Annotated in this window: 20 protein-coding genes; 17 read left to right on the top strand and 3 right to left on the bottom strand. The window is 63.5% G+C overall.

Annotated features, from left to right (window positions below; genetic code table 11):
* Positions 1-270: 270 nt before the first annotated feature.
* A complete protein-coding gene (locus AC56QP_RS07200) occupies positions 271-861 on the bottom strand; it encodes a TetR/AcrR family transcriptional regulator (protein ID WP_489860336.1) in 591 nt (196 codons plus the stop codon).
* Positions 862-1,106: 245 nt separating this feature from the next.
* Here AC56QP_RS07200 and AC56QP_RS07205 point away from each other — a divergent pair, with 245 nt between their 5' ends.
* The 3 genes from AC56QP_RS07205 to AC56QP_RS07215 are packed head-to-tail and all read left to right on the top strand — an operon-like array spanning position 1,107 to position 5,698.
* Positions 1,107-1,358: a hypothetical protein gene (locus AC56QP_RS07205; RefSeq protein ID WP_489860335.1), complete on the top strand. Its 252-nt coding sequence runs from the start codon at positions 1,107-1,109 to the stop codon at positions 1,356-1,358.
* On the top strand, positions 1,343-4,528 hold the full coding sequence (locus tag AC56QP_RS07210; protein WP_489860334.1) for an efflux RND transporter permease subunit: 3,186 nt from the start codon (positions 1,343-1,345) through the stop codon (positions 4,526-4,528). Before AC56QP_RS07205 ends, AC56QP_RS07210 begins: the two co-directional genes overlap by 16 nt.
* A 15-nt stretch (positions 4,529-4,543) precedes the next feature.
* Entirely contained in the window at positions 4,544-5,698 is a 1,155-nt protein-coding gene (locus AC56QP_RS07215; protein ID WP_489860333.1) for an efflux RND transporter periplasmic adaptor subunit, read from the top strand.
* A gap of 64 nt (positions 5,699-5,762) precedes the next feature.
* Here AC56QP_RS07215 and AC56QP_RS07220 read toward each other — a convergent pair whose 3' ends face one another.
* Positions 5,763-6,671, bottom strand: coding sequence for a LysR substrate-binding domain-containing protein (locus AC56QP_RS07220; RefSeq protein ID WP_489860332.1), 909 nt, complete (start codon positions 6,669-6,671; stop codon positions 5,763-5,765).
* A 103-nt stretch (positions 6,672-6,774) separates the two neighbouring features.
* Here AC56QP_RS07220 and AC56QP_RS07225 point away from each other — a divergent pair, with 103 nt between their 5' ends.
* The 13 genes from AC56QP_RS07225 (at position 6,775) to AC56QP_RS07285 (ending at position 21,960) form a co-directional block, all read left to right on the top strand.
* The gene (locus AC56QP_RS07225; protein WP_489860331.1) at positions 6,775-7,563 is read left to right on the top strand and encodes a HalD/BesD family halogenase; all 789 of its coding nucleotides are present in this window, start codon (positions 6,775-6,777) and stop codon (positions 7,561-7,563) included.
* Positions 7,564-7,678: 115 nt separating this feature from the next.
* On the top strand, positions 7,679-8,371 hold the full coding sequence (locus AC56QP_RS07230; protein ID WP_497100623.1) for a GntR family transcriptional regulator: 693 nt from the start codon (positions 7,679-7,681) through the stop codon (positions 8,369-8,371).
* 36 nt (positions 8,372-8,407) lie between these two features.
* Positions 8,408-9,514 carry a mandelate racemase/muconate lactonizing enzyme family protein gene (locus AC56QP_RS07235; protein WP_489860330.1) on the top strand — a complete coding sequence of 369 codons (1,107 nt, stop codon included), beginning with the start codon at positions 8,408-8,410 and terminating at the stop codon, positions 9,512-9,514.
* 1 nt (position 9,515) lies between these two features.
* Positions 9,516-10,700, top strand: a complete 1,185-nt coding sequence (locus tag AC56QP_RS07240; RefSeq protein ID WP_489860329.1) for a mandelate racemase/muconate lactonizing enzyme family protein — start codon at positions 9,516-9,518, stop codon at positions 10,698-10,700.
* Between the two features lie 232 nt (positions 10,701-10,932).
* Positions 10,933-12,597 (top strand): ABC transporter substrate-binding protein, encoded by a 1,665-nt coding sequence (locus AC56QP_RS07245; protein ID WP_489860328.1) that lies wholly within the window; start codon positions 10,933-10,935, stop codon positions 12,595-12,597.
* A gap of 135 nt (positions 12,598-12,732) precedes the next feature.
* The gene (locus tag AC56QP_RS07250; RefSeq protein WP_167365002.1) at positions 12,733-13,623 is read left to right on the top strand and encodes an ABC transporter permease; all 891 of its coding nucleotides are present in this window, start codon (positions 12,733-12,735) and stop codon (positions 13,621-13,623) included.
* Positions 13,620-14,498 carry an ABC transporter permease gene (locus AC56QP_RS07255; protein WP_489860327.1) on the top strand — a complete coding sequence of 293 codons (879 nt, stop codon included), beginning with the start codon at positions 13,620-13,622 and terminating at the stop codon, positions 14,496-14,498. The genes AC56QP_RS07250 and AC56QP_RS07255 overlap by 4 nt, the downstream gene beginning before the upstream one ends.
* A complete protein-coding gene (locus tag AC56QP_RS07260) occupies positions 14,491-16,521 on the top strand; it encodes a dipeptide ABC transporter ATP-binding protein (protein WP_489860326.1) in 2,031 nt (676 codons plus the stop codon). The genes AC56QP_RS07255 and AC56QP_RS07260 overlap by 8 nt, the downstream gene beginning before the upstream one ends.
* 119 nt (positions 16,522-16,640) lie before the next feature.
* Positions 16,641-17,405, top strand: a complete 765-nt coding sequence (locus tag AC56QP_RS07265) for an SDR family oxidoreductase (RefSeq protein ID WP_489860325.1) — start codon at positions 16,641-16,643, stop codon at positions 17,403-17,405.
* Positions 17,406-17,626: 221 nt separating this feature from the next.
* A complete protein-coding gene (locus AC56QP_RS07270) occupies positions 17,627-17,818 on the top strand; it encodes a hypothetical protein (RefSeq protein ID WP_489860324.1) in 192 nt (63 codons plus the stop codon).
* A gap of 25 nt (positions 17,819-17,843) precedes the next feature.
* On the top strand, positions 17,844-18,818 hold the full coding sequence (locus tag AC56QP_RS07275; RefSeq protein WP_489860323.1) for an ABC transporter substrate-binding protein: 975 nt from the start codon (positions 17,844-17,846) through the stop codon (positions 18,816-18,818).
* A gap of 77 nt (positions 18,819-18,895) precedes the next feature.
* Positions 18,896-19,981 (top strand): quaternary amine ABC transporter ATP-binding protein, encoded by a 1,086-nt coding sequence (locus AC56QP_RS07280; RefSeq protein ID WP_489860322.1) that lies wholly within the window; start codon positions 18,896-18,898, stop codon positions 19,979-19,981.
* Positions 19,978-21,960 carry an ABC transporter permease gene (locus tag AC56QP_RS07285; protein ID WP_489860321.1) on the top strand — a complete coding sequence of 661 codons (1,983 nt, stop codon included), beginning with the start codon at positions 19,978-19,980 and terminating at the stop codon, positions 21,958-21,960. Before AC56QP_RS07280 ends, AC56QP_RS07285 begins: the two co-directional genes overlap by 4 nt.
* Positions 21,961-21,975: 15 nt before the next feature.
* Here the strand turns inward: AC56QP_RS07285 and AC56QP_RS07290 are convergent, their stop codons facing one another.
* On the bottom strand, positions 21,976-23,334 hold the full coding sequence (locus AC56QP_RS07290; protein ID WP_489860320.1) for a trimethylamine monooxygenase: 1,359 nt from the start codon (positions 23,332-23,334) through the stop codon (positions 21,976-21,978).
* A gap of 257 nt (positions 23,335-23,591) precedes the next feature.
* Between AC56QP_RS07290 and AC56QP_RS07295 the strand changes: the two genes are divergently transcribed.
* On the top strand, positions 23,592-24,317 hold the full coding sequence (locus tag AC56QP_RS07295) for a helix-turn-helix domain-containing protein (RefSeq protein ID WP_256749867.1): 726 nt from the start codon (positions 23,592-23,594) through the stop codon (positions 24,315-24,317).
* Positions 24,318-24,358 lie beyond the last annotated feature (41 nt).

The raw sequence follows: 24,358 nt of genomic DNA on the forward strand, positions 1-24,358 counted from the left end.
GCTATGCACAATTCATTGTTGCCGAATCATTGGGCAACTCGTAACGTCTGGTTGTCGGCCATCTACTCCTCCCAGATGCGATGCCGACGCTGAATGGGGTGCACCTCCTCCCGCGCCACATTCGAAATCGAGCCCGCTGCCACCTCCTCCCGGCAGCGGGCTTTTTTCGTTCAGCCTGCAGGAATAGCGGTGTAACCGACCCCAAAGCGCGCCAGGCATCGCACTTGATCGCACGATACAACGGCGCGTCATTGATAGCGGCGGCTCACTTCAACCGGCGGCAGTGCCCCGGAAGGAAACGATCAGCCCTTCGGCCATGCGCACGAACTGCGTGCTCGGCCCTTCGGTGCCCACGGTCTGCACACTGACGCGGGCGCCCTCGAACAGCAGCGACAGCGTATCGGCGAGCAGTTCGGCCTGACCAATGCCGGCATCCCGACACAGCGCCACAAGGCGCTCGCGCTGGGCTTCCTTGAGCTCCTTGATCACCAGCCTGGCCGGATGGTCCGGCTCGGTCAGTTCAGCGGCGGCATTGGCCATGTCGCAGCCGCGGCCGTCAGCCTTGAGCATGGCAGCCGCCTTGCGAACCCAGGCATGCAGTTGGGCAAGCTTGTCACCAGGAAATTCGGTCTCGAACGCGTCCCACATACCGCCGGCCTTGGCCGCGTTGGCGCGCAGGCACTCGACGATCAGTTCGTCCTTGGATTCGAAGTGACGATAGAGCGTCATCTTGTTCGTGCCGGCAGCTTCGGTGATGGCGTCGACGCCGACGCCCTTGATGCCATGCTTGTGGAACATGTCACGCGCTGTCTCCAGGATCCGATCCCGGGGACGAGAGCGCTCCACGACGCCGTCTGCCATCATGATCTCCTTTCGTTTCCAAAAAACCCTCGGCCACCTCTTGACTAGGGTGTTACCGGTCTGTAACGTCACGAATGTTACTTACTGGTAACACCTATGTCGCCTTTCGTCAATAACAAGACCGTGAACTGGTCCTGCCAGATAGAGATGGGCGAAAAATTGCAGATCATGCGGCCTCGGCCGGTGAAGAGATGAAAAACGGTTCGCGAGCATGGGCTGCGAATCGACAGACAAGGAGCCGGCCAATGCCACAGCGCCGCGATCTTACCATAGACGAGGCCGTCCGGGATCCGATGATCCGGCTGGTCATGAAAGCAGATGGGGTCGACCCCCGCGCCTTCGAGACGATGCTTCGCTCGCTTGCCAATGAGCAGCGTCGCGAGGTGCCGTTGCTGCGTTCGCGGGAAATCCCCCGTGACGGGCACGGCCAGTTGTCCAGGGTTGCCAGCGCCTTCGGGCGGGCAAGAGCAGCCGGCGAGGCATGTGTGTCGTGGTAAACTTCTTCATCCACCGTCCGATCTTCGCCTCGGCGATCGCCATCATCATGGTGCTCGCCGGGACGATTTGTTATTTCCTGCTGCCGGTCTCGCAGTTTCCGGACATCACGCCGCCCCAGGTCGTGGTCAGCGCCCACTATCCGGGCGCCAGCGCACAAGTGGTGGCTGACACGGTGACGACGCCGCTGGAGCAGCAGATCAACGGCGTGCAGGGCATGACCTACATGTCGTCGTCGAGCTCCAATGACGGCTCCTCGACAATCACCATCACTTTCGATGTCGGCTATTCCCTGAGCACCGCCGCCGTCGACGTCCAGAACCGCGTCTCGCAGGCGGCCTCGTCGCTGCCGGCGATCGTCAACCAGGGTGGTGTGACGATCAAGAAGCAGAATCCGAACTTCGTCCTAATCGTCAACCTGACGTCGCCGGACAATTCCATCGACCCGGTGGCGCTGAGCAACCTTGCCTATCTTCAGGTCGTCGATCCGCTGAAGCGGCTGCCCGGCGTCGGCGACGTGCAGATCTTCGGCGAACGGCGCTATTCGATGCGCATCTGGCTCGACCCCGACAAGCTCGCCAATCTCGGCATTACCGCGGTCGACGTCCAGAACGCCATCGCAGAGCAGAACGTCCAGGTGGCGGCCGGCAAGATCGGCCAGTCGCCAGCTCCCGCCGGCACCGCCTTCGAAATGCAGGTCAATGCCGTCGGCCGCCTGAGCGACCCGAAGGAATTCGGCGATATCGTCGTGCGCGCCAACACCGCCAATGGCTCCCTGGTACGGCTGCGCGACGTCGCCCGCATTGAGCTCGGCGCGTTGCAATATTCGTCGTCGGCCTTCTTCGGCAAGGACCCGACCGTCGTTCTCGCCGTCTACCAGATGCCCGGCTCCAACGCGCTCGATCTGCAGCAGCGCGTCAAGGACAAGATGCAGGAGCTGTCCGGCCGGTTCCCGAAGGGTGTCTCCTATGCGATGCACTATGACACCACGCGCTTCGTCTCGGCGTCGATGCATGACGTGCTGATCACGCTGGGCGAGGCGCTGGTTCTCGTCGTCGCCGTGGTGTTCATCTTCCTGCAGAGCTGGCGCACGACGATCATCCCGACCATCGCCATTCCAGTGTCGCTGGTGGCGACGCTCGTCGTCATGGAGATGCTCGGCTTCTCGCTCAACATGCTCTCCCTGCTCGGCATGGTGCTGGCGATCGGCCTCGTCGTCGACGATGCCATCGTGGTGGTCGAGAATGTCGAACGACAGCTGGAGGCCGGGCTCAAGCCACTCGCGGCAACAAAGGCGGCGATGGCCGAAGTCACCGGTCCGATCATCGCCACCACCGCCGTGCTGATGGCGGTGTTCGTCCCGGTCGCCTTCATTCCCGGCGTCTCCGGGCGGCTCTACAACCAGTTTGCGCTGACGGTGGCGATCTCCGTCGGCATCTCCGCCTTCAACTCGCTGACGCTGAGCCCCGCGCTCAGTGCCGCCTTCCTGCGGCATCGCCAGCCAACGCAGTTCGTCCTGTTCCGCTGGTTCAACACAGGCTTCGACAGGCTGTCGCATGCCTACGCCCATGGCGTGCGCATTCTCATCCGCCTGCGCTGGATCATGCTTGGCCTGTTCGCGGCCGGCCTGGTCGCCACCTACTTCGTCTGGCAGCGCCTGCCCTCGACCTTCCTTCCGGTCGAGGACCAGGGCTACTTCTTCGTCGTCATCCAGTTGCCCGACGGCGCGTCGCTGGAGCGTACCGACGCGGTGGCACAGAAGGCGCGTGACATCCTGCAAGCGACGCCCGGCGTCGACATCGTCGGCTCGATCAGCGGCCTGAACTTCCTGACCAGTGCCGCGCAGTCGAACTCGGCGGTCGAATTCGCCATCCTGAAGCCTTGGGAGGAACGCGGTCCCGACCAGAGCGCATCGAAGCTCGTCGCCGACGTGCGCGGCAAGCTGATGCAGATTCCGGAAGCCTTCGCGCTGAGCTTCGATCCGCCCTCGATCCCAGGTATCGGCACGACAGGCGGCTTCGAATTCGTCGTCGAGGATCTCACTGGTCGCGGCAGTTCGGCACTCAACGACGCGACGCAAGCCGTGATCGCCGAGGCGCGCAAGCAGCCGGAAATCAATCCGCAGCAGCTGTTTTCGCCGTTCTCGACCTCGACGCCGCAGTTCAACTACGACCTCGACCGCAGCAAGGCCAAACTGCTCGGCCTGAACCTGCCCGACGTGTTCAACACGCTGCAGATCTATCTCGGCTCGCTCTACGTGAACGATTTCAACCTGTTCGGCCGCACCTTCCGGGTGACCATCCAGGCCGACAAGGATGCACGTGCGGGCGCCGCCGACATTTCGCGGCTCTATGTGCGCAATGCCTCCGGCGGCATGGTGCCGCTCAGCACGCTGGGCAAGCTGGTGCCCTTCGTCGGCCCGGAAACCGTGCCGCACTACAACAACAACGCCTCGGCCACGATCAATGGCGGTGCCGCACCCGGCTTTTCCTCGGGCCAGGCGGTCGCCGCGATGGAACGGGCCGCCGCCACAGCGCTACCCAGGGATTTCGGTTTCGAATGGACCGGCATCACCTTCCAGGAACTCAAGGCAGGATCGATCGCGTCCGTCGTCTTCGGCCTCGCCATGGTCTTCGTCTTCCTGATCCTGGCGGCGCAGTACGAGAGCTGGGCGATGCCCTTCATGGTGTTGCTGGCGGTGCCGCTGGCCCTGTTCGGTGCCTTCGCGGCGCTATGGGCACGCGGCATGCAGATCGACGTCTATTCGCAGATCGGCTTCGTCATGCTGATTGGCCTGGCGGCCAAGAACGCGATTCTGATCGTCGAGTTCGCAAGACGGCGACGCGAGGAGGGCCTCAGCATCGTCGAGGCGGCGATGGAAGCCGCGCGGCTCAGGCTGCGGCCGATCCTGATGACGGCCTTCGCCTTCATCCTCGGCGTGCTGCCGCTGATGTTCGCCACCGGCGCCGGTGCCGCCAGCCGCCAGTCGATCGGCACCACCGTATTTGGCGGCATGGTCGCGGCGACCATCCTGTCGCTGGTGTTCGTGCCGGTCTTCTACGCGGTCATCGAACAACTGCGGGAACGCCGCGAAAGCGGTGAGCCCGCCTCCAAGCCCACTGAACCGACAGCCGAAACCGCCTTCCCTCCCCTGGCGGAAGCGGCCGAATAAGATTGGAGACTAATCATGCGTAAATGGAAAATCGCTTTGGGAGCGGCTGTCGCGCTGGGTGCCATTTCGGTGGCCAGCGTCCACCTGCTCGACATGGGCAACCTCAGGCTGAGCAGCGGCACGGCCGGAGCGGCGACACCCGCTCCAGCAGCGTTTGTCATGCCGGTGCCGGTGGCGAGCGTCGTCAAGAAGACGATCCCGATCTATCTCGACTATGCCGCCCGGATCGAGCCGATCCGCAGCATCACGCTGCAAGCGCGCGTCCCCGGCTACCTGCAGGAACAGACGGCGCAAGACGGCGCGGATGTGCGGCAGGGCGACCTTCTCTACAAGATCTCGCCTGACGACTTCCAGGCCGCACTCGACCAGGCGAAGGCCCAGGTGCAGCGCGATACGGCCACCCTCGACTATGCGCGTTCCAATCTCGGCCGCGGCACCGAGCTCGCCAAGAGCGGTTACCTGGACAAGGACAGCTTCGACCAGCGCACCAGCACCTTGCGCGAAGCGCAGGCGTCGCTGGCTCTCAACCAGGCGGCTGTGCGCACCGCGGAGCTCAATCTGAGCTACGCTGAAATCCATGCTCCGTTCACCGGGCGCCTGGGCCGCAACCAGGCCTCGGTCGGAACGCTGGTCAGCGTGGCCGGTACCGTGCTCAACACGCTGGTGCAGCTCGACCCGATCTACGTCACCTTCAATCCGAGCGAGACGGATCTGGCCGAGATCGAACAGGCCCGCGCGGCCGGCCCGATCGAGGTCGAGGTCCTGCTCCCGGGTGAGACCGAGACCAGCCAGAAGGGCGAACTCACCTTCATCGACAACACGGTCGACCACTCGACCGGCACGATCACCGCCCGTGCCACCATCGGCAATGCGAAATTCACTCTGATGCCCGGCCAATATGTCCTCGTGCGGCTGCATATCAAACAGCAGCCCGATGCGCTGATGGTGCCGCAGACGGCGCTCGGCTCAAGCCAGCTCGGCAAATATCTCTACGTCGTCGGCAAGGGCAATACGGTCGACCAGCGGCTGGTCTCGCTTGGCCCGACGAGCGGCGATCTGGTGGCCATCCTCAGCGGCGTCTCCGAAGGCGACCAGGTGATAACAGGCAATCTGCAGAAGATCGGACCCGGAATGCCGATCTCGCCACTGCCACAGAAGCCGGCTACCTGACTCCCCCGCAGGCCCGGTTTTTGCGCGGCGCCCCGGCCTTCCCACAGGTCGGGGCGCCATTTTTTCAAGTCGTGGGCGCTGTGTTCACGAGCAGGCCGACCAGAGCGGCCACATCGGCGCGGTCGGCCTTGGCCGGCGGCATGAAGGCGCAATAGGGATGGCCAAGGCGCACCGAGACTGACGACAGCGCGATCAGGCGGCCGGCCTCCAGATCGGCCCGCGCTATCACACGCTGGCCAAGTGCGATACCCAGACCAAGCCTCGCCGAGGCGATCGCCAAGCTGGAAAGGCCAACACGACGCCCGTGCGACGGGTCGGGCGAGCGGCTGCCGCCGGATGCGGCGAACCAATCGGCCCAGGTCGGGTGCGAGGCATAGTTCGGCCCCCAATTGGTGTGGATGAACAGGCTCTCATGCAGATCCGCCAGGTTCGGATCACCGTTGCCGTGCCGGTGCCAGAACTCCGGCGCGCAGACCGGCAGCACGTCGTCATGGACGAGACAAACGAGTTTCAGTCCGGGATAGTGATAGTCGCCATAGCTGATGCGCAGGTCGATGTTCTGGCGCATGAGGTCGACCGGATCATCCTCGACCCGAACATCGATCGCCATCCGCGGAAAAGCATCGAGAAGCACGGCCAGCCTCGGCGCCAGCCACAGTTCGGCCAGCGAAAACGGCACGCTCACCACCAGACGCGTCCTCAAGCCGCCTTCCAGCATGCGCCGGCCGATCGCGGCGATGTCGCCCAGCGCACGCGCGGCCTGTGGGTAGATGGCGTGGCCGGCGTCGGTGAGCGCGATGCGGTTGCCGCTGCGCACGAAAAGCTGCTTGCCGAACCAGGTCTCGAGATTGCGTATCTGTTGGCTGACCGCCGCCGACGAGACGCCGAGCTCGGTCGCCGCCAGGGTGAAGCTGCCGGCGCGGGCGGCGACTTCAAAGGCCTTGATGGCATTCAGCGGAGGCAGCCGTTCCACATCGGGCTCCATAAGTTTTTCTTGCTCAATCCTAATAATTTTCCGCGTTGAGAGAAAGATTTTTTTGCCGTCTCATGTGCTCGGAACCTCGGAGCCCATGACCATGAAAGACATTCTCGATCTCGACCGCTATCCGCTCGACCGCGAAGGCAGCGCCGAATGGCAGCGCCTCGTCAAACAATCCATCGCGGCGCTCGAAGCCGGCGGCATGTACAACCTCGAAGGGTTTCTGCGCCCCGGCGTCGCTGAAAAGGCGGTGCGGGAAATCAAGCCTGTCATGGACGCGCGGTCGCATGTGCACAAGCGGACGCATAACATCTACTTCAAGCCTGATATCCCCGAGCTTGCTCCCGACCACCCGGCCTTGCGCAAGGTCGAGACCATCAGCCACACCGTCTGTGCCGACCAGATCCCCGGCAGTGTCGTGCTCGCCATCTACGAATACGAACCGTTGCAGCGCTTCCTGGCGGCGACAATGGGCAAGACCAGGCTGCATGTCATGCAAGATCCGCTGGCGCGCACCAATGTCATGGCCTATCGGGCCGGCGAAGCGCTCAACTGGCATTTCGACCGTTCGGAATTCACCCCCACCCTTCTGCTGCAGGCGTCGGAACGCGGCGGCGATCTCGAATACCGAACCGACCTCCGTTCGGACGACAATCCCAACTACGACGGCGTCGCCAGACTGCTTGAAGGGCGCGACCCGCAGGCCAGGATCCTGCGTATGAAGCCGGGCACGCTGAACGTCTTTCGCGGCAAGAACACCGCGCACCGCGTCACCACCGTCGAAGGCAATCGCGAGCGCATGATCGCGGTTTTCTCCTACTACGAGAAACCCGGCGTCATGTTCAGCGAAGAGGAGCGTATCGGCTTCTACGGCCGCGCAGCCTGAGGACCGACTGTCGAGGACACATCATGCTTCGAGGCCATCGAAATCCGAAAATAATCTCTTGTTAGATTGTCGACAATCTGCTTGTCTTACTCTCGGTTTCCTGGGGAGTTGCCGAATGGGGAAAGCGGATTTCAGTCCGATCGCGGACACCACGCGCCGCGCCGAAATCGTCGCGCTGCTGCGGCGCGCGATCCTGACAGGACAGTTGGAACCAGGCCAGAAGCTCAACGAGCTGCGGATCTCCGAACAGATGCGAGTCAGCCGCGCGCCGCTCCGCGAGGCGATGCGCGAGCTGGTCCAGGAAGGCATCCTGACCAGCATTCCCTATGCCGGCACTTTCGTCATCAATGTCACCGCCAAGGACATCGATGATGCCTATTCGCTCAACAAGGTGCTGGACGAATTCGCCATCGAGCGGACATGGCCACTGCGTGACCAGCGGTTTTTCGATGAGCTCGACCGGCGCCACGAGACGGTGAAGCAGGCGACCCGCAACCGCGATACCACCCGCCAGATCGAAACGGCGCTGCAGTTGCACGGCCTGATCTACGAATGGGCCGACAATTCAGTGCTGCTGGAAACCTGGCAACGATTGACCAGCCGGTTGCAGATGTATTTCGCGCTGCACCAGCAGGCACGCAAGGAAGCGGTGCCGGCCGAAGACGTTCACGAGACCTATGTGTCGCTGCTCAAGGGCACCGACATGCGCGCCGCCCAGCGCCATGCCCGCGAACACATCGACCTCGATTTCGAAGAGCTCCTCTCTTACGCGCGCGGCCTCGAACAGCGCCCGTCGAAAGGCGCCTGACCAGTTCCCCAGACATCGCAGCCAACGGACAGACACGTGCAGATCGAAACCATAAAAGCCTACCATGTCGTACAGCCCTTCGTGGACGGGCCCTATCGCATGTCGAAGGGGCGCGTTGCCGACGCCTTCGATGCGGTGATCGTGTCCGTTACCTCTGATAGCGGTTTGACGGGCTGGGGCGAGATGGCGCCGCTCGGCAATTTCTATTCGCCTGCCTTCGCCGCTGGCGTCCGCGCAGGCGTGGTGGAGATCGCGCCGCATCTCATCGGCCACGATCCGCGCGGGCTGGCCAGCATCGGACGGCTGATGGACACGGTGTTCAAGGGCCATCCCTACATCAAGTCGGCGCTCGACATGGCCTGCTGGGATCTCGCGGCACGCGCCGCCGACGTACCGCTGGTCACGCTGCTCGGCGGCCAGGAGAGCGAGACCGCGGAGCTCTACAAGGTCGTCACCCATGGCAGCGTCGACGCCATGGCGGCGCTGGCGAAGCGGATCGTCATGGACGGCTTCCACCGGCTGCAGGTCAAGGTCGGTGGCAATGTCCATGACGACATCGAACGCGTCACCGCCGTCGCCGCTTCGGTGCCGAAAGGCACTATCATCTTCTGCGATGCCAATGCCGGCTGGACGCCCTACCAAGCGCGCCAGTTCGCCGACGCGACGCGCGCCATCGACTATACGTTCGAGCAGCCCTGCACGACGATCGAGGAGAACATGTCGGTGCGCCGCATGCTCGACAAGCCGATGGTGCTGGATGAATCCGTCACCTCGCTCGAGGCGATGCTGGAAATCCATCGCTTGGGTGCGGCCGACGGGCTGACGCTGAAGATCTCGCGGCTCGGCGGCGTGACGAAGACGCGGCAGGTCCGCGACCTCGCCGTCGACCTCGGCTTCATGATCACGGTCGAGGACACGGGCGGCGCCGAGATCGACACCGCTGCCATGGCGCATCTGTCGCTGTCGACGCCGGAAGAGCGCCGGCTGCACGCCATCGCCTTCCACGAATGGGTGACGGTGCGCACAGCCTCCAACAAGCCGCCGGTCACCGGCAGCCGCATGGGCATTCCAGACGGGCCGGGCCTTGGCATCGACGTCCTTCCCGGCCTGCTCGGCGCGCCGTTCTTCGAGGTCGGCCGCTGACATGAAGATCCGCCGCATCACGGCAACGCCGATCAACCTGCGCCTCGAGGCGCCTTACGCCTGGGTGTTCGGCGAGCTCGACGGGTTTTCGCCGACCATCGTCGAGGTCGAGACCGAGGATGGACTGATCGGCCTCGGCGAGGCGCCGACGCCGGCGGCGGCCGCGATCATCAATGATGTGCTTGCCCAACGGCTGACCGGTCGTGACGCCTTCGACATCGCCGGCGCCGAGCATGTCTGCCTGCCCTACTGGACCGGTGTGCAATCGATCAACGACCGCAGCCGCATCATGGCCTTCGGCGCCATCGAGATGGCGTTGTGGGATCTGCGCGGCAAGGCATGGAACCAGCCACTCTACCAATTGCTTGGCGGCGCCGTGCGCAAGGACATCCCGTTCACCGACTATTTTTCGCTGCGCGGCGACGGGCCAAATGTGAGGGGCGAGACGACCCCGGAAGAAGTCGCCGACTATTGCGTCGAATTGCACGAGACGCACGGAACGACCTTCTTCGAAGGCAAGTTCTCGACCCAGGATCCGAAGATTTCGCTCAGGATGGTCGAGCTGATCCGCAAGAAGCTCGGCGACGATGCGATGATCCGCATCGATTCCAACCAGGCCTATTCGCTGGCGACGGCGCGGCGACTGGCGCGGCCGCTGGAAGACCTCGGCGTGCGCAACTGGGAGGACCCGGTGGCGACGATCGAGGAGATGCGCGAGTTGCGGCGCCATTGCTCGATCCCGTTCTCGACCCACAACATCGACATCGCGCGCGCCATGGAGATGAAAGTGCCGGATGCCTTCGTCGGCAACCCGACGGCGCATGGCGGCATCGGCCGCCTGCTGCGTTTCGTCGGCGCCTGCGAACACGCAGGCATCGATTTCTGGTGCTACAGCGGCGACAGCGGCATCGGCAGCGCGGCCTACCTGCATCTGTGCGCGGCGCTCGGCTGGATCAGGGAGCCGAACCAGTCGCTGTTTCGCATGCTGCCGATGGATATCACGGAGCAAGGGCCGTTTTCGCCGAAGAACAACATCGTGCGCGTGCCGGAAGGCCCCGGTCTCGGCATCACCTTGTCGCGGGAAAACCTCGCCGCCTGTCACAGAGACTTTACCGAGAAAGGACCGTGCAACAAGTATCATGACCCGGCAAAGCCCGGAACCTATCGCCGCTTGCCGCTGAACTAGATGACGACTGGCGGCCAAGACAACAAGAAGCCAACCGCCGCGACTTCGGCGGGAAGGTTGGCCACGTACAGGTGGAGCAGTGCAGACAAGAATCCAGCGCATCCACGCCAAGGACTGGATGGAACGGACAAAACCGCATGCTACAGTCCCGGTCAACAGGCCTCTGGCGGCGGGAAACGGAGCAATACACGAAATTCGCCAACCATAAGAAATAGGGGAAAGGGTAAAACCCATGAGCAAGAACTATCGCATTCTCGACCTCATCCGGCGCAACCGTTCGCCGCTTGAAAATCACCTCATCGACGGCCTCGTCGACGGCAGGCTCAGCCGCCGCGACTTCGTCCGCCATGGCAGCCTGCTCGGCCTGTCGCTACCGCTGCTGGGCCGTATCGGCATGGCTGCCGGCCTCGGCGGCATGCCGTCGCTGGCGCGCGCCGCGGGCGCATCCGGCGCCACGATCCGCGTCGCCAGCAGTGTGCCGGCGGCAACGATCGACCCGGTCACCATAGCCGATGCCGGCGGCCTGCTGGTCATGCAGCAGGTTGCCGAATTCCTCTGCGTCGATGGACCCGACCTCGTGCTGCAGCCGGCGCTGGCCGAGAGCTGGAAGCCGAACGACAACGGCACGGTGTGGACCTTCAAGCTGCGCAAGGGCGTGAAATTCCACAGCGGCGGCGAGATGAAGGCCGACGATGTCGTGGCCAGCATCGACCGCCTCGCCGACCCCGCCAATTCGTCCAACGCGCTGTCGGTGTTCACCGGCATCCTGCAGAAGGGCGCCACCAAGAAGGTCGACGACTACACGGTGGAGTTCCATCTCGACGCCCCGAACGGCAACTTCCCCTACATGGTGTCGTCCGACAACTACAACGCCGTCATCATCCCGGCGAGCTACAAGGGCGACTACGAAAAAAGCTTCGACGGCACCGGGCCGTTCAAGATCGAGAAGTACACGGCAAAGGTCGGCGCATCCTTCGTCCGCAACGAAGACTACTGGGGGCCGAAGGCACTGCCCGAGCGCACCGAGTTCACCTTCTTCGCCGACACGCAGCCACAGATCCTGGCACTGCAGGGCGGGCAGGTCGACATCATCAACCAGATGCCGGTGCTGGCCGGCGTCGCGCTGCTCAACGATCCGAATGTCGACATCATCAGCCTGAAGTCGGTCGCACACCAGCAACTGCATTTGCGCTGCGATTCCGATCCCTTCAAGGACCCGCGTGTGCGCCGCGCCATCGCGCTCAGCCTCGACCGCGACAAGCTGGTTGCCGGCCTGATGAAAGGCCGGGCTTCACCGGGCAACGACAGCCCCTTCGCACCTGCCTATCCCTCGACCGATACGAGCGTGCCGCAGCGCAAGCAGGATATCGCGCAGGCCAAGCAGCTGATGGAAGCGGCCGGCGCCGGCAAGGGCTTCAAGGTGACGCTGACCACCGAGCGCTACCTCGAAATCCCCGAATACGCCCAGCTCATCCAGAACTGGGTCAAGGAGATCGGCATCGAGCTCGAGCTCAACATCCTCGACCAAGGCGCCTATTACGGAGACGCGGTGTTCGGCAAATCGAACTGGCTGGATTCGGTGATGGGCATCACCGACTATGGTCACCGCGGTGTGCCGAACGTGTTCCTTGCCGCGCCGCTGAAAAGCGATGGCACATGGAACGCGGCGCACTTCAAGAACAAGGACTATGACACACTCGCGACCGGCTACATCGCGGCGCTCGACCTCGAGGCGCAGAAGGCGACGGCAGGCAAGATCCAGAAGCTGCTGCTCGAGGAAACGCCCGTCATCTTCGGCTACTTCTACGACTATCTGACGGCGACGGCGAAAGGTGTCACCGGCGTGCAGCCGACCGCGATGTCGCAGCTGTTCCTCGACAAGGCATCGAAGGCCTGAGCCAGAAGGGAAAGCCAATCCTCTAACAGCCAGCTCCCTCATTGGGGGCTGGCTTCACAAGGAGTATTAGCCATTCTCTCCTTCTTTGTCCGGCGTGTCTCTCTATCGCTCGTCACGCTGTTCCTGCTCAGCATCATGGTGTTCCTGGGCGGCCAGGTGCTGCCCGGCAATGTCGGGCGCGCCATACTGGGCCCGTTCGCCGACCAGCGCGCGGTCGACGCGCTCAATCACACGCTCGGTGTCGATCGTCCGCTGCTTACCCAATATGCGACCTGGATCTGGAACTTCGTCCGGGGCGACATGGGCACGTCCTATATCTTCCGCTCGCCGGTGGCGCCCTTCGTCATCGATGCGCTGGGCAATTCGATGAAGCTGGCGGCGGTCGCCTTCGTGCTGGTGGTGCCGATCGGCATCCTCGGTGGCGTCGTTGCCGCGCTCAATCTCAACCGGCCGCTCGACCGCATCATCAGCCTCGGCGGCTTGTCGGTAACGGTGCTACCGGAGTTCGTCACCGGCATCATCCTGATCCTGATTTTCGGCGTCTGGCTGCGCTGGCTGCCGATATCGGCCGCATGGCCGCGTGATGCCGGCTTCTTCACCCAGCTCTATTACCTGATCCTGCCTTCGCTGCCGCTGTTCCTGGTGCTTTTCGGCTACATCGCCCGCATGGCACGCTCCGGCATGATCGAGGCGCTTGATTCCGACTACACGCGCACAGCCGTGCTCAAGGGCCTGCCATGGCGCACGGTGATCTGGCGGCATGTGCTGCGCAACGCGCTGTTGCCGACCATCACCGTCATCGCGACGCAGACCGGCTATCTCATTGGTGGCCTCGTGGTCATCGAAACGCTGTTCCGTTACCAGGGCATCGGCTCGCTGATCTTCACCGCGGCGCGCGGCAAGGATTTCCCGATGCTGGAATCGGGAATTCTCACCATCGGCATCGTCTATGCCGTGGCGACACTTGCCGCCGACTTTCTCTATTCCGTGCTCAATCCGCGCATCCGGCTGGGGTCGGATCAATGAGCGCCGTCCCTACCAGCTCCCCGACACCCGACGATATGCGCCAGCGTGGCCCGCTGGCGGAGGGGCTGTTTTCGCTGCTGCGCTCCGGCACATTCCTCACCGGTCTTGTCATCGTGGTGTTCTGGGTGGGCTGCGCGGTTTTCGGCGAACATTTCGCGCCGTATGATCCGCTTGCCGACGACATCATCAACGCGCTGGCGCCGCCTTCGTCCGAGCACTGGTTCGGCACCGACCAGATCGGCCGCGACGTCTTCTCGCGCGTCATCGTCGGCTCGCGCGATATCCTGACCGTCGCGCCGCTGGCGACCTTGTTGGCGACGGTGGCCGGCACGGCGCTCGGCCTCGTCACCGGCTATTTTCGCGGCATCGTCGACGATGTCATCAGCCGCATCCTCGAGGCCTTCATGGCGATTCCGGTGGTCATCGTCGCGCTGCTGGCCATCGTCGCGCTCGGCACCTCCAAGACAACCGTCATCGTCGTCATTGGCCTAAGCTTCGCGCCGATCATCGCGCGCACCGTGCGCTCGGCGGTGCTCGCCGAGCGCGAACTCGACTATGTCGCCGCCGCGCAGCTCAGGCACGAAAGCGCTCTGCATACGATGTTCGTCGAGATCCTGCCCAATGTCATCCCGCCGATCCTGGTCGAAACCACCGTGCGGCTCGGCTATGCCATTTTCGCGGTCGCCACGCTCTCCTTCATGGGTTTCGGGATCCAGCCGCCCTCGCCCGACTGGGGGCTCAGCATTTCCAGCAATTACGGCATGATCGGCGGTGGCTTCTGGTGGACGGTGCTGTTCGACGCGCTGGCCATCGCCTCGCTGGTGATCGGTGTCAACCTGGTGGCCGACGGCGTTCACGGAGCGCTCAATGACTAGATCCGCCAAGGCCGAAAACGCGCTCGAACTCACCGATCTGTCGGTTGCCTACCGCGTCGCCGGCCGCAACCGCGCGGTGCTGCGCAACCTCAGCCTCACCATCGGCCAGGGCGAAGCCTATGGGCTGGTCGGCGAATCCGGATGCGGCAAATCCACCGTGGCGCTCACCGTGGTGCGCTATCTGCCGAGGAACGGCTTGATCACCGGAGGCGCGATCTCGCTCGATGGCCAGGACGTCATGAAGCTGGATGCGGAGGCACTGAGGCGAGCGCGGGCCGAAAGCGTTTCCATGGTCTACCAGGATCCGGGCAAGGCGCTGAACCCGTCGATCCGCGTCGGCCGGCAACTGACCGAGATTTTTGAACTCGGCGGCATAACGGGCAAGGTGGCCGAGGATCGCGCGATCGCCATGCTGAACCGCGTGCGCATCTCCGATCCGACAAGCGTCATGCAGCGCTACCCGCACCAGCTCTCCGGCGGCATGCAGCAGCGCGTGGCGATTGCCATGGCGCTCGCCAACGATCCGTCGATGCTGATCCTCGACGAGCCGACCACCGGCCTCGACGCGACGGTGGAGGCCGAGGTGCTCGACCTGATCGCGCAGCTGCGGCAGGAACTGTCGGCCTCGATCCTGTTCATCAGCCACAACCTCGCGGTCGTCTCCAACATGTGCGACCGCGTCGGCGTTCTCTATGCCGGCATGCTGGTGGAGGAAGGGCCGACGGAGGCCGTATTCAACGATCCGCGCCACCCTTACACGGTGGCGTTGCTGCGTTGCCTGCCGCGCGGCGGACAGCGCAAGGACCAGGGTCGCCTCGACACCATCCCCGGCTTCCTGCCCGGCATCGGCGCCGCCATCAAGGGCTGCGCTTTCGCCGACCGCTGCGCGCTCGCCGATGACCGCTGCCGCACCGAATTGCCGCCGCTCTACGATCTCGGCGGCCGGCTGTCGCGCTGTCATTACCACGAGAAGGCGCAGGCGCTGCCGCGCGCAACACCGAGCAATGTCGCGCCTGCACCAAAGGCAGCAGCGGCTCCCGTGCTGCGCGTCGCGGGGTTGAACAAGACCTATGCCAGCCATGGCCACGCACTGCGCGCCGTCAAGGACGTGTCGCTCGATCTGAGGCCCGGCGAAACGCTCGGGCTGGTCGGCGAATCCGGCAGCGGCAAGACGACTTTCGCCAGGCTTCTGCTCGGCCTGGTGCCACCGGACGAAGGCGGCACCATCGAACTGGAGGGCAAGGCGCTGGCGCCGCGGCTGGCAAACCGCAGCGACGACCAGATCAAGGCGATGCAGATCGTCTTCCAGAATCCGGACTCGGCGCTGAACCGCTCGCATTCGATCCGGCACCTGATCAGCCGCGCGCTGAAGCGGCTGGCCGGCTTGAGCGGCAAGGCGCTCGAGGCTCGCCTCAACGACCTCGTCCGCTCTGTGCGGCTGACCGACCGGCATCTCGCCGTCAAGCCACGCCAGCTTTCGGGCGGACTGAAGCAGCGCGTCGCCATCGCGCGCGCCTTCGCCGGTGATCCGCGCATTGTGGTGTGCGATGAGCCGACCTCGGCGCTCGACGTCTCCGTGCAGGCGGCGATCCTCAACCTGCTCGCCGACCTGCAATCGAAGGAAGACGTCAGCTACATCTTCATCTCGCATGATCTTGCCGTCGTGCGATACCTCTCGGACAAGATCGCCGTGCTCTATCTCGGCCGCATCATGGAACTCGGGCCATCGGAAGACGTCTTTTCCGGTCCGCACCATCCCTATACGGAAGCGCTGCTGTCGGCCGTGCCCAAGCTCGACCAGACCGAGACGGCGCGGATTCGTCTCGACGGTGAAATCCCGAGCGCCACCCACCCGCCGTCTGGCTGCGTGTTCCACACACGCTGCCCGCGAAAGATCGGTGCGATCTGCGAGCAGCAGGAGCCGCCACTCAGCGAGGCACAGCCCGGCCATTCGATCCGCTGCCACATCCCGTATGCGGAGTTGGCGAGGCTGCAGAAGGCGGTCGTGACCGAACCGGCATAGCGAGCATCGCCATCGAAGGCTATTTCCGAGCATCAACGGACTATCTGTCCGCTTGCGCGCGGTGCGCTTGATCCAGGCACGGTTCAGCGCATACCCTCCCTAAGCCAAGGGAGGGTGTGATGGATCTTTTCAAGCTGGACGGCGATATCGCGCTGGTCACCGGCGCCGGCAGCGGCATCGGCCAGGCAATCGCGATCGGACTGGCCGAGGCAGGCGCAGACGTCGCCTGTTTCGGCCATGCATCGAAGGGTGGGCTGGACGAAACCGCGCATCGGATCACGGCGCTCGGCCGCAAGGCGCTGGTGCTGACCGGCACGGTGACGTCGCAGAGCGATCTCGCGGCAGCGATCGAGCGCGTCGAGGCCGAACTCGGCGCCCTGACCGTCGCCGTCAACAATGCCGGCATTGCCGGCTCGGAACCCGCCGAGACACTGTCGCTGGAGAAATGGCAGAAGGTGCACGAGGTCAATGTCGCAGGCGTGTTCCTTTCCTGCCAGGCCGAAGCCCGCAAGATGCTGGCGCGACGCAAAGGCTCGATCATCAACATCGCCTCGATGTCGGGGACAATCGTCAATCGCGGGCTGACGCAGGCCCACTACAACTCCTCGAAAGCCGCCGTCATCCACATGTCGAAGAGCCTCGCCATGGAGTGGGCGGATCGCGGGCTGCGCGTCAATGTCGTCAGCCCGGGCTACACGCTGACGCCGATGAACAAGCGGCCGGAGGTGGCGGAAGAGGTGAAGATCTTCAAACGCGACACGCCAATGGGACGCATGGCGGCGCCGGAGGAGATGGTCGGGCCGACGGTGTTCCTGGCCAGCCGTGCATCGAGTTTCGTCACCGGCCTCGACCTGATCGTCGATGGCGGCTACGTCTGCTGGTAGGACGAAACATCGAGCGGCTGAGTGAGACCGAGACTTCGCCTGCAGTCTGAAATTATTCATCTCGCGAGGCGTTAGTCGTTGCGTGCGATGAACCTTGGTATATATAATTTCATCCCAGGAAACGGCTTTCGCAAGATGGGGCTTGCCGAGGCCGATAGCCGAAATGGTGGGACCTTCATGGCTCGCAAATTTCAGAGCGCCGCAGCGCCGGCGATCGATCCATGGATGACTGCTTCGGCAGCAATCCTTCGGCAGCTATGACGCGGCCCTTTCGGCACGACATCACCACCTTCGAATTGAGCACCATCGCGCCTGCACCGGCTTTTAGCCGCGCCATGGCGACAACGGCCTTGCGCAACGACCAGCCTTTCCAACACAATCAAGAAAAGCCGCAAGAAGGGAACGACCGATAATTTCACAGCTTGAAGGAGAACAAGCATGTCATTTCGCAGCTATATCTCGAAACTGTCGATGGGCGCCGTCGCGCTCGCGACGCTCAGCCTGCTGACACCGTCCGCCCAAGCCGCCGCGCCCGAATCCAACGACCCGATCAAGATCGCGCTGTTCGACTGGACCAGCGTCAACCTGAACGCCAAGATCCTCGGCGGCATCCTCGAAAAGCTCGGCTACACGGTAGAATATCCGACCGCCGACTACCTCTCCAGCCTGACCACCGGCCTCACCAATGGCGACCTCGATGTCGGGCTGGAATTCTGGGACACGACGGCCGGCGAAGCCATGAAGGCGTCCGACGCCACCGGCCAGACCGAACGGCTCGGCAAGCTCGGCCCGAAGGCCAAGGAAGAGTGGTGGTTTCCCGAATACATGAAGGAAAAGTGCCCGACCTTGCCGGACTGGCATGCCTTGCTCGACCCAGCATGCGCGGCGTCGTTCTCGACGGCGGAAACCGCGCCGAAGGGGCGCTATCTCGGCGGCCCCGTGACCTGGGAAGGTTTCGACGACGAGCGTGTTGCCGCCTTGAAACTTCCCTTCACCGTCATCCATGCCGGCACCGACGCGGCGATGTTCGCCGAACTGGATTCCGCCTATCAGCGCAAGGCGCCTATCATGCTGTGGATCTATTCGCCGCACTGGGCGCCGGCAAAGTACAAGGGCGAATGGGTGCAATTCCCGGAGTACACGCCCGAGTGCTACAATGACCCGAAATGGGGCACGAACCCTGATGCCAAGTATGACTGTGGCAAGCCGCATGGCGAGATCTGGAAATACTCCTGGTCCGGCATGAAGGACAAATGGCCGGTCGCCTACAAGGTGGCAAAAGCCTTCACGGTCGACACCGACGAGCTCAACAAGATGAGCGGCGAGATCGATCTCGACGGCAAGACACCGGAAGATGTCGCCGCCGCCTGGATCGCCGCCCACGAGGCCGACTGGAAAGCCTGGGCGCAGTAATCGACCCGACTGGAAAAATGAGACCTGGCTGTTGACCAGCCGGGTCTCAATTCCCGGTGCTCCAGAAGGACGATTGGATGACGGATAGGACTGAACCGGGGGCGGACGCAGCGGGCACGCCAAAGGATGCCCGTCCCATAAAACTTGCCTGCCGCAATGTCTGGAAGCTGTTCGGATCGAACGCGGCCAATTTCATCGGCGAGCGCGACGGCAAGGCCAGCATGGCGGATGTCGCTGCTGCTGGACTGGTCGGCGCCGTGCGCGCCGTCGATCTCGAGATCCGCCAAGGCGAGATCTTCATCATCATGGGCCTGTCGGGGTCCGGAAAATCGACGCTGGTGCGTTGCATGTCGCGGCTGGTCGAGCCGACGCATGGCAAGGTCGAATTCGAAGGCAAGGACCTGCTCAAGATTTCCGATGCAGCACTCATCGAACTGCGGCGGCATCGCATGGGCATGGTGTTCCAGAACTTTGCCCTGCTGCCGCATCTCAACGTGTTGGAGAACATCGCCTTCCCGCTGAGCATCCAGGGGCAGGACAGGCCGACACGCGAGGCGCGGGCGCGCGAGGTCATCGATCTCGTCGGCCTGCGCGGCCGCGAGCAGTTCTATCCGCGCGAATTGTCGGGCGGCCAGCAGCAGCGTGTCGGCATCGCCCGCAGCCTCGCCACCAAGCCGGAGATCTGGTTCCTCGACGAGCCGTTCTCGGCGCTCGATCCGCTGATCCGGCGCGAGATGCAGGACGAACTGATGCGACTGCAAACGATGCTGCACAAGACCATCGTCTTCATCACCCATGATTTCGACGAGGCGATCCGGCTGGCCGACCGCATCGCCATCATGAAGGACGGCGAGGTCATCCAGATTGGCACGCCGGAGGAACTGGTGGTCGATCCGGCGACCGACTATGTCGCCGAATTCACCCGCGACGTCGACCGCGCCAAGGTGATCTCGGCGCGCGGCCTGATGCGCGCCTGTGATGGAAGCGAACATGGCGGCACGGTAGCGCCGGATGCAAAGATCGCCAGCTTCTCGGCCAGCATCGTTGCCGCCGGCAAGCCGTTCGCGGTCGTCAACGGCACCGGCAAGCCGATCGGCGAGGTGACGCCGCAAGCGGTGATCGATCTGCTGGCCGGCATCGACCGTTCCGGAGCCGGCGCATGACGGTGACGGCAAGCGCCAGCGAGGCAAGGGGGCGCCCGGTTCAGGTCTGGCTTCTGGTCTGGGCCTTGGCGCTTGCCATCGTGCTTGTCACGTTCCTGCTGCAGGACAGCCTGCCCTGGGCAGTCAACTATCCCGACAGCGCCGTCGTGCCGGTCGCCGACTGGGTCAGCGCACTGATGCGCTGGATCAAGTCGAACCTGTCCTGGCTGACGCGCTCGATCACCGCGGTGCTCGGCGTGCCACTCGACTTCGCGCTCAATCTGTTGGCCAAGAATTTCAAGTTCGGCCATGGCGCCGATACCGTCATCCTGCCTCGGCTGTCCTGGGTCGGTGTGTGCGCTGCCGCCTTCCTCGCCGGGCATGCCGTTGGCGGCCGGAAGCTCGGCATGCTGGTCGGCGGCTGCTTCCTCTACATCGCCCTGTTCGGCCAATGGACCAGCGCCATGCTGACGCTGGCGCTGATTTCCATCGCCGTGCCGTTCTGCATCGTCACCGGGCTGTTCGCCGGTATCTGGGCCTGGCGCAAGCCATGGGCGGAAAGGCTTATCGTCTCTCCAGCGCTTGACCTGATGCAGACGATCCCGACCTTCGCATACCTCATCCCGATGCTGCTGCTGTTCGGCAACAGCCCGGTGTCGGCGATGATCGCGACAGCGATCTTCGCCACGCCGCCGATGGTGCGGGCGACGATGCTGGGGCTGTCGCGCGTCCCTTCGGAAATCGACGACTTCAGCGAGATGGCCGGCTGCACGGCGCGGCAGAAACTGTGGCGGGTGCTGCTGCCCTCGGCGCGCCCGACGCTGATGGTCGGCGTCAACCAGGTGATCATGCTGGCGCTCAACATGGTGATCATCGCCTCGATGATCGGCGCCGGCGGCCTCGGCTACGATGTGCTTTTGGCGCTGCGGGCATTGAAGGTCGGCGAGGCGATGGAGGCCGGGCTCGCCATTGTGGCGCTGGCCATCGCGCTCGACCGGCTGAGCCAGGCCATCGCGCACAACAACGCGAAGGGCCATGTCCATCAAGAGACCAGCCCGGTGTTCTGGCGGCGCTACCCCAATCTGACCCTGGCTATCGCGATCCTTGTCGTGACAACGCTGCTCGGACTGTTCGTACCGGCCTTCGCGGCGGTGCCGAAGGCGATCACCTTCACCACCGCGCCGCTGTGGAAAGCGGCGGTGAACTGGGTGACGATCAATTTCTTCGACATGATCGAGGCCTTCCGCGTGGCGCTGATCCTCAATGTGCTCAATCCAGTGCGTGCCTTCTGCGAAGGGTTCCCATGGCTGGGCGCGGTGTTCCTGCTCGGCCTTGCCGGCTATCAGCTCAGCGGCCTGCGCCTGGCCGCCCTGGTCGCCGTACTGACCGCCTTCTGCGCGGTGACCGGCCTGTGGGAAAAGACCATGGCGACGGTCTATCTCTGCGGCATCTCGGCCTTCATCGCGTGCCTGATCGGCATTCCGATCGGGCTGATGGCCTCGCGCAGTGACCGGTTCGAGAAGATCGTCACCCCTGTTATCGACACGCTGCAGGTGCTGCCGTCGTTCTGCTTCATCATTCCGGTGGTGATGCTGTTCCGCGTCGGCGACGTCACCGCGATGATCGCCACCGTCGCCTTCGCCGTGGTGCCGGCCATCCGCTATACCAATCACGGCATCAGGCAGGTCCCGCCGGCGCTGATCGAGGCGGCCAAGGTTTCGGGCTGCACACCGCGTCAAACCTTCTTCCGTGTGCAATTGCCGCTGGCGCTGCCGGAGATCATGCTGGGCGTCAACCAGACGATCCTGATGGCGCTGGCGATGATCATCATCTGCGCCATGGTCGGCACGCGCGATCTCGGCCAGGAGGTGTTCATCGCGCTGTCCAAGGCTGATTCCGGCCGTGGCATCGTCGCGGGCCTCGCCATCGCCTTCATCGGCATCGTCGCCGACCGGCTGTTCAACGCCTGGACGGCGAAAGCACGGGCAAGATTGGGGTAGTGTGAGACGCGACGGCTATTCCGCCGCCACCCCTTTGACCTCGAGATAGCTCTCCATCGAATCGTCCAGTGCCTGCAGCCACGGCGTATGGTGCAGCGGCGCCATGGTGCCGGTCATCAGCGAGCGGTAGGCATGGTCGCGGAAGCTCATGATGTCTTCGCCCTTGTGGTGCTCCCACTCCATGAAGGTCTGGTTGACCGCCTCGACGTCGAAACCCGGATAGTCGGTCTGCTCCATCAGTTCCTTGGTGTAGTCGCCCTGGAACCAGATCATCTGCTCGGCGTCTTCCAACGTTTCCTCGCGCGCGCGCCACTTGGCGCTGTGCTCGGCCATCGCCTTGGCGGAGGGCAGCTTGATGCGGCCCATGATGACGTCGCGCGCGTACCAGGCCTGCGCGTCGAACATGTTGAAAGTGTAGAACTGGTCCTGCATGCCGATATAGAACAGCTTCGGATTCTTCTCCCAGACGACGCCCTCATAGAGGCCCAGCGGCCACATGCGGTTGGCGGTCTTGAGCTTCAGATCGTCGGTGAGGAAGGGGAAGGAATGCAGATAGCCGGTGCACAGGATAATGGCGTCGACATCCTTGGTGGTACCGTCCTTGAAGTGGGCCGTCTTGCCGACGACCTTTTGCAACAGTGGCACTTCCTTCCAATTCTCCGGCCATTTGAAGCCCATCGGCTTGGAGCGGTAGCTGGAGGTGATCGATTTGGCGCCGTATTTGTAGCATTGCGAACCAATGTCCTCGGCTGAATAGGAGCGGCCGATGATCAATATGTCCTTGCCTTTGAACTCCATGGCGTCGCGGAAGTCATGGCTGTGCAGGATGCGGCCGTTGAAGGTCGAGAAGCCCTCGAAATAGGGCACATTGGGCACCGAGAAATGCCCGGAAGCGACGACGACATTGTCGAACTCTTCCGAATAGGTGACGTCGTTGGTACGGTCATGCGCGGTGACGGTGAATTTCTTCGTCTCGTCTGAAAACGTCACCATGCGCACCGGGCTGTTGAAGCGCACCCATTTGCGCACGCCGGACTTTTCGACGCGGCCCTTGATGTAGTCCCACAGCACGGCGCGCGGCGGATAGGAACCGATCGGCCGGCCGAAATGCTCCTCGAAAGTGTAGTCGGCGAATTCCAGGCATTCCTTTGGCCCGTTCGACCAGAGGTAGCGGTACATCGAGCCGTGCACCGGGTCACCATGCTCGTCGAGGCCGGTGCGCCAGGTGTAGTTCCACAGCCCGCCCCAGTCGGACTGCTTTTCGAAGCAGACGATCTCGGGAATCTCGGCACCCTTGTCCGCCGCCGACTTGAAGGCTCGAAGCTGTGCCAGGCCGGACGGTCCGGCTCCAATGACGGCAACGCGACTTTTCATTGCAGGCCTCCCGGTCTGATTTCCCTAACGAAACAAATTTCACTCACAGGACAGTAATTGGCCCTTGCGTGCTGTCAACAGCCTCAGTGCTGAAACAGCGTTCCGGCAAAGCGGATTTCCCGCAGAAATCGAACGCGACCAAACGCTGGATCACGAGCATGCGCCCCAAACGGCTTGCCGTCGCGGTTGCGCTCCTGTATCGGCACCGAATATGTTCACCTAGGGTGAAATAAATCTTCAAAGTCCGGGGTGGCGACATGGCTAAAAAGACTTCCGATCCCAAGGCTGGCGCCAACCCTGCCGGTGCAAAGGCAAAGCCGCTACCAAAGGTCTCGGCGGACGGCAAAACCATCCGGGCACCACTGACGCAGAACCCGCACGCCATCCGCGACACCCGCGAGAAAGTGCTGGAGGTGGCGATCGGCCGCGAGGTGCGGGCGTTCCGCAAGAAGCTCGGTATCACCGTCGCCGATCTGGCGGTCGCGACCGACATTTCGCTGGGCATGCTGTCGAAGATCGAGAACGGCATCACCTCGCCGTCGCTGACCACCTTGCAGGCGCTGTCGAGGGCGCTCGGCGTCCCGGTCACCGCCTTCTTCCGCCGTTTCGAGGAAGAACGGAGCGCCGTCTTCGTCAAGGCCGGCGAAGGGCTCGATGTCGAGCGTCGCGGCACGCGTGCCGGCCACCAGTACAATCTGCTCGGCCATATCGGTTCGAACACCAGCGGCGTCGTCGTCGAGCCCTATCTGATCACCCTGACCGAGGATTCCGATGTGTTCCCGACCTTCCAGCACGAGGGCATGGAATTCCTCTACATGCTGGAGGGCGAGGTCGTTTACCGGCATGGCAGCAACCTCTACCCGATGAAGCCCGGTGACAGCCTGTTCTTCGATGCCGATGCGCCGCATGGGCCCGAGCAACTGACACGACTGCCGATGCGCTATCTCTCGATCATCTGCTATCCGCAGAACAGCGCGGGCTAAGGTGTGCTGACATTCAGGTGATGCCGGCCTGACCCGAATCT

Source organism: Mesorhizobium sp. RCAM 05104 (assembly GCF_059683645.1).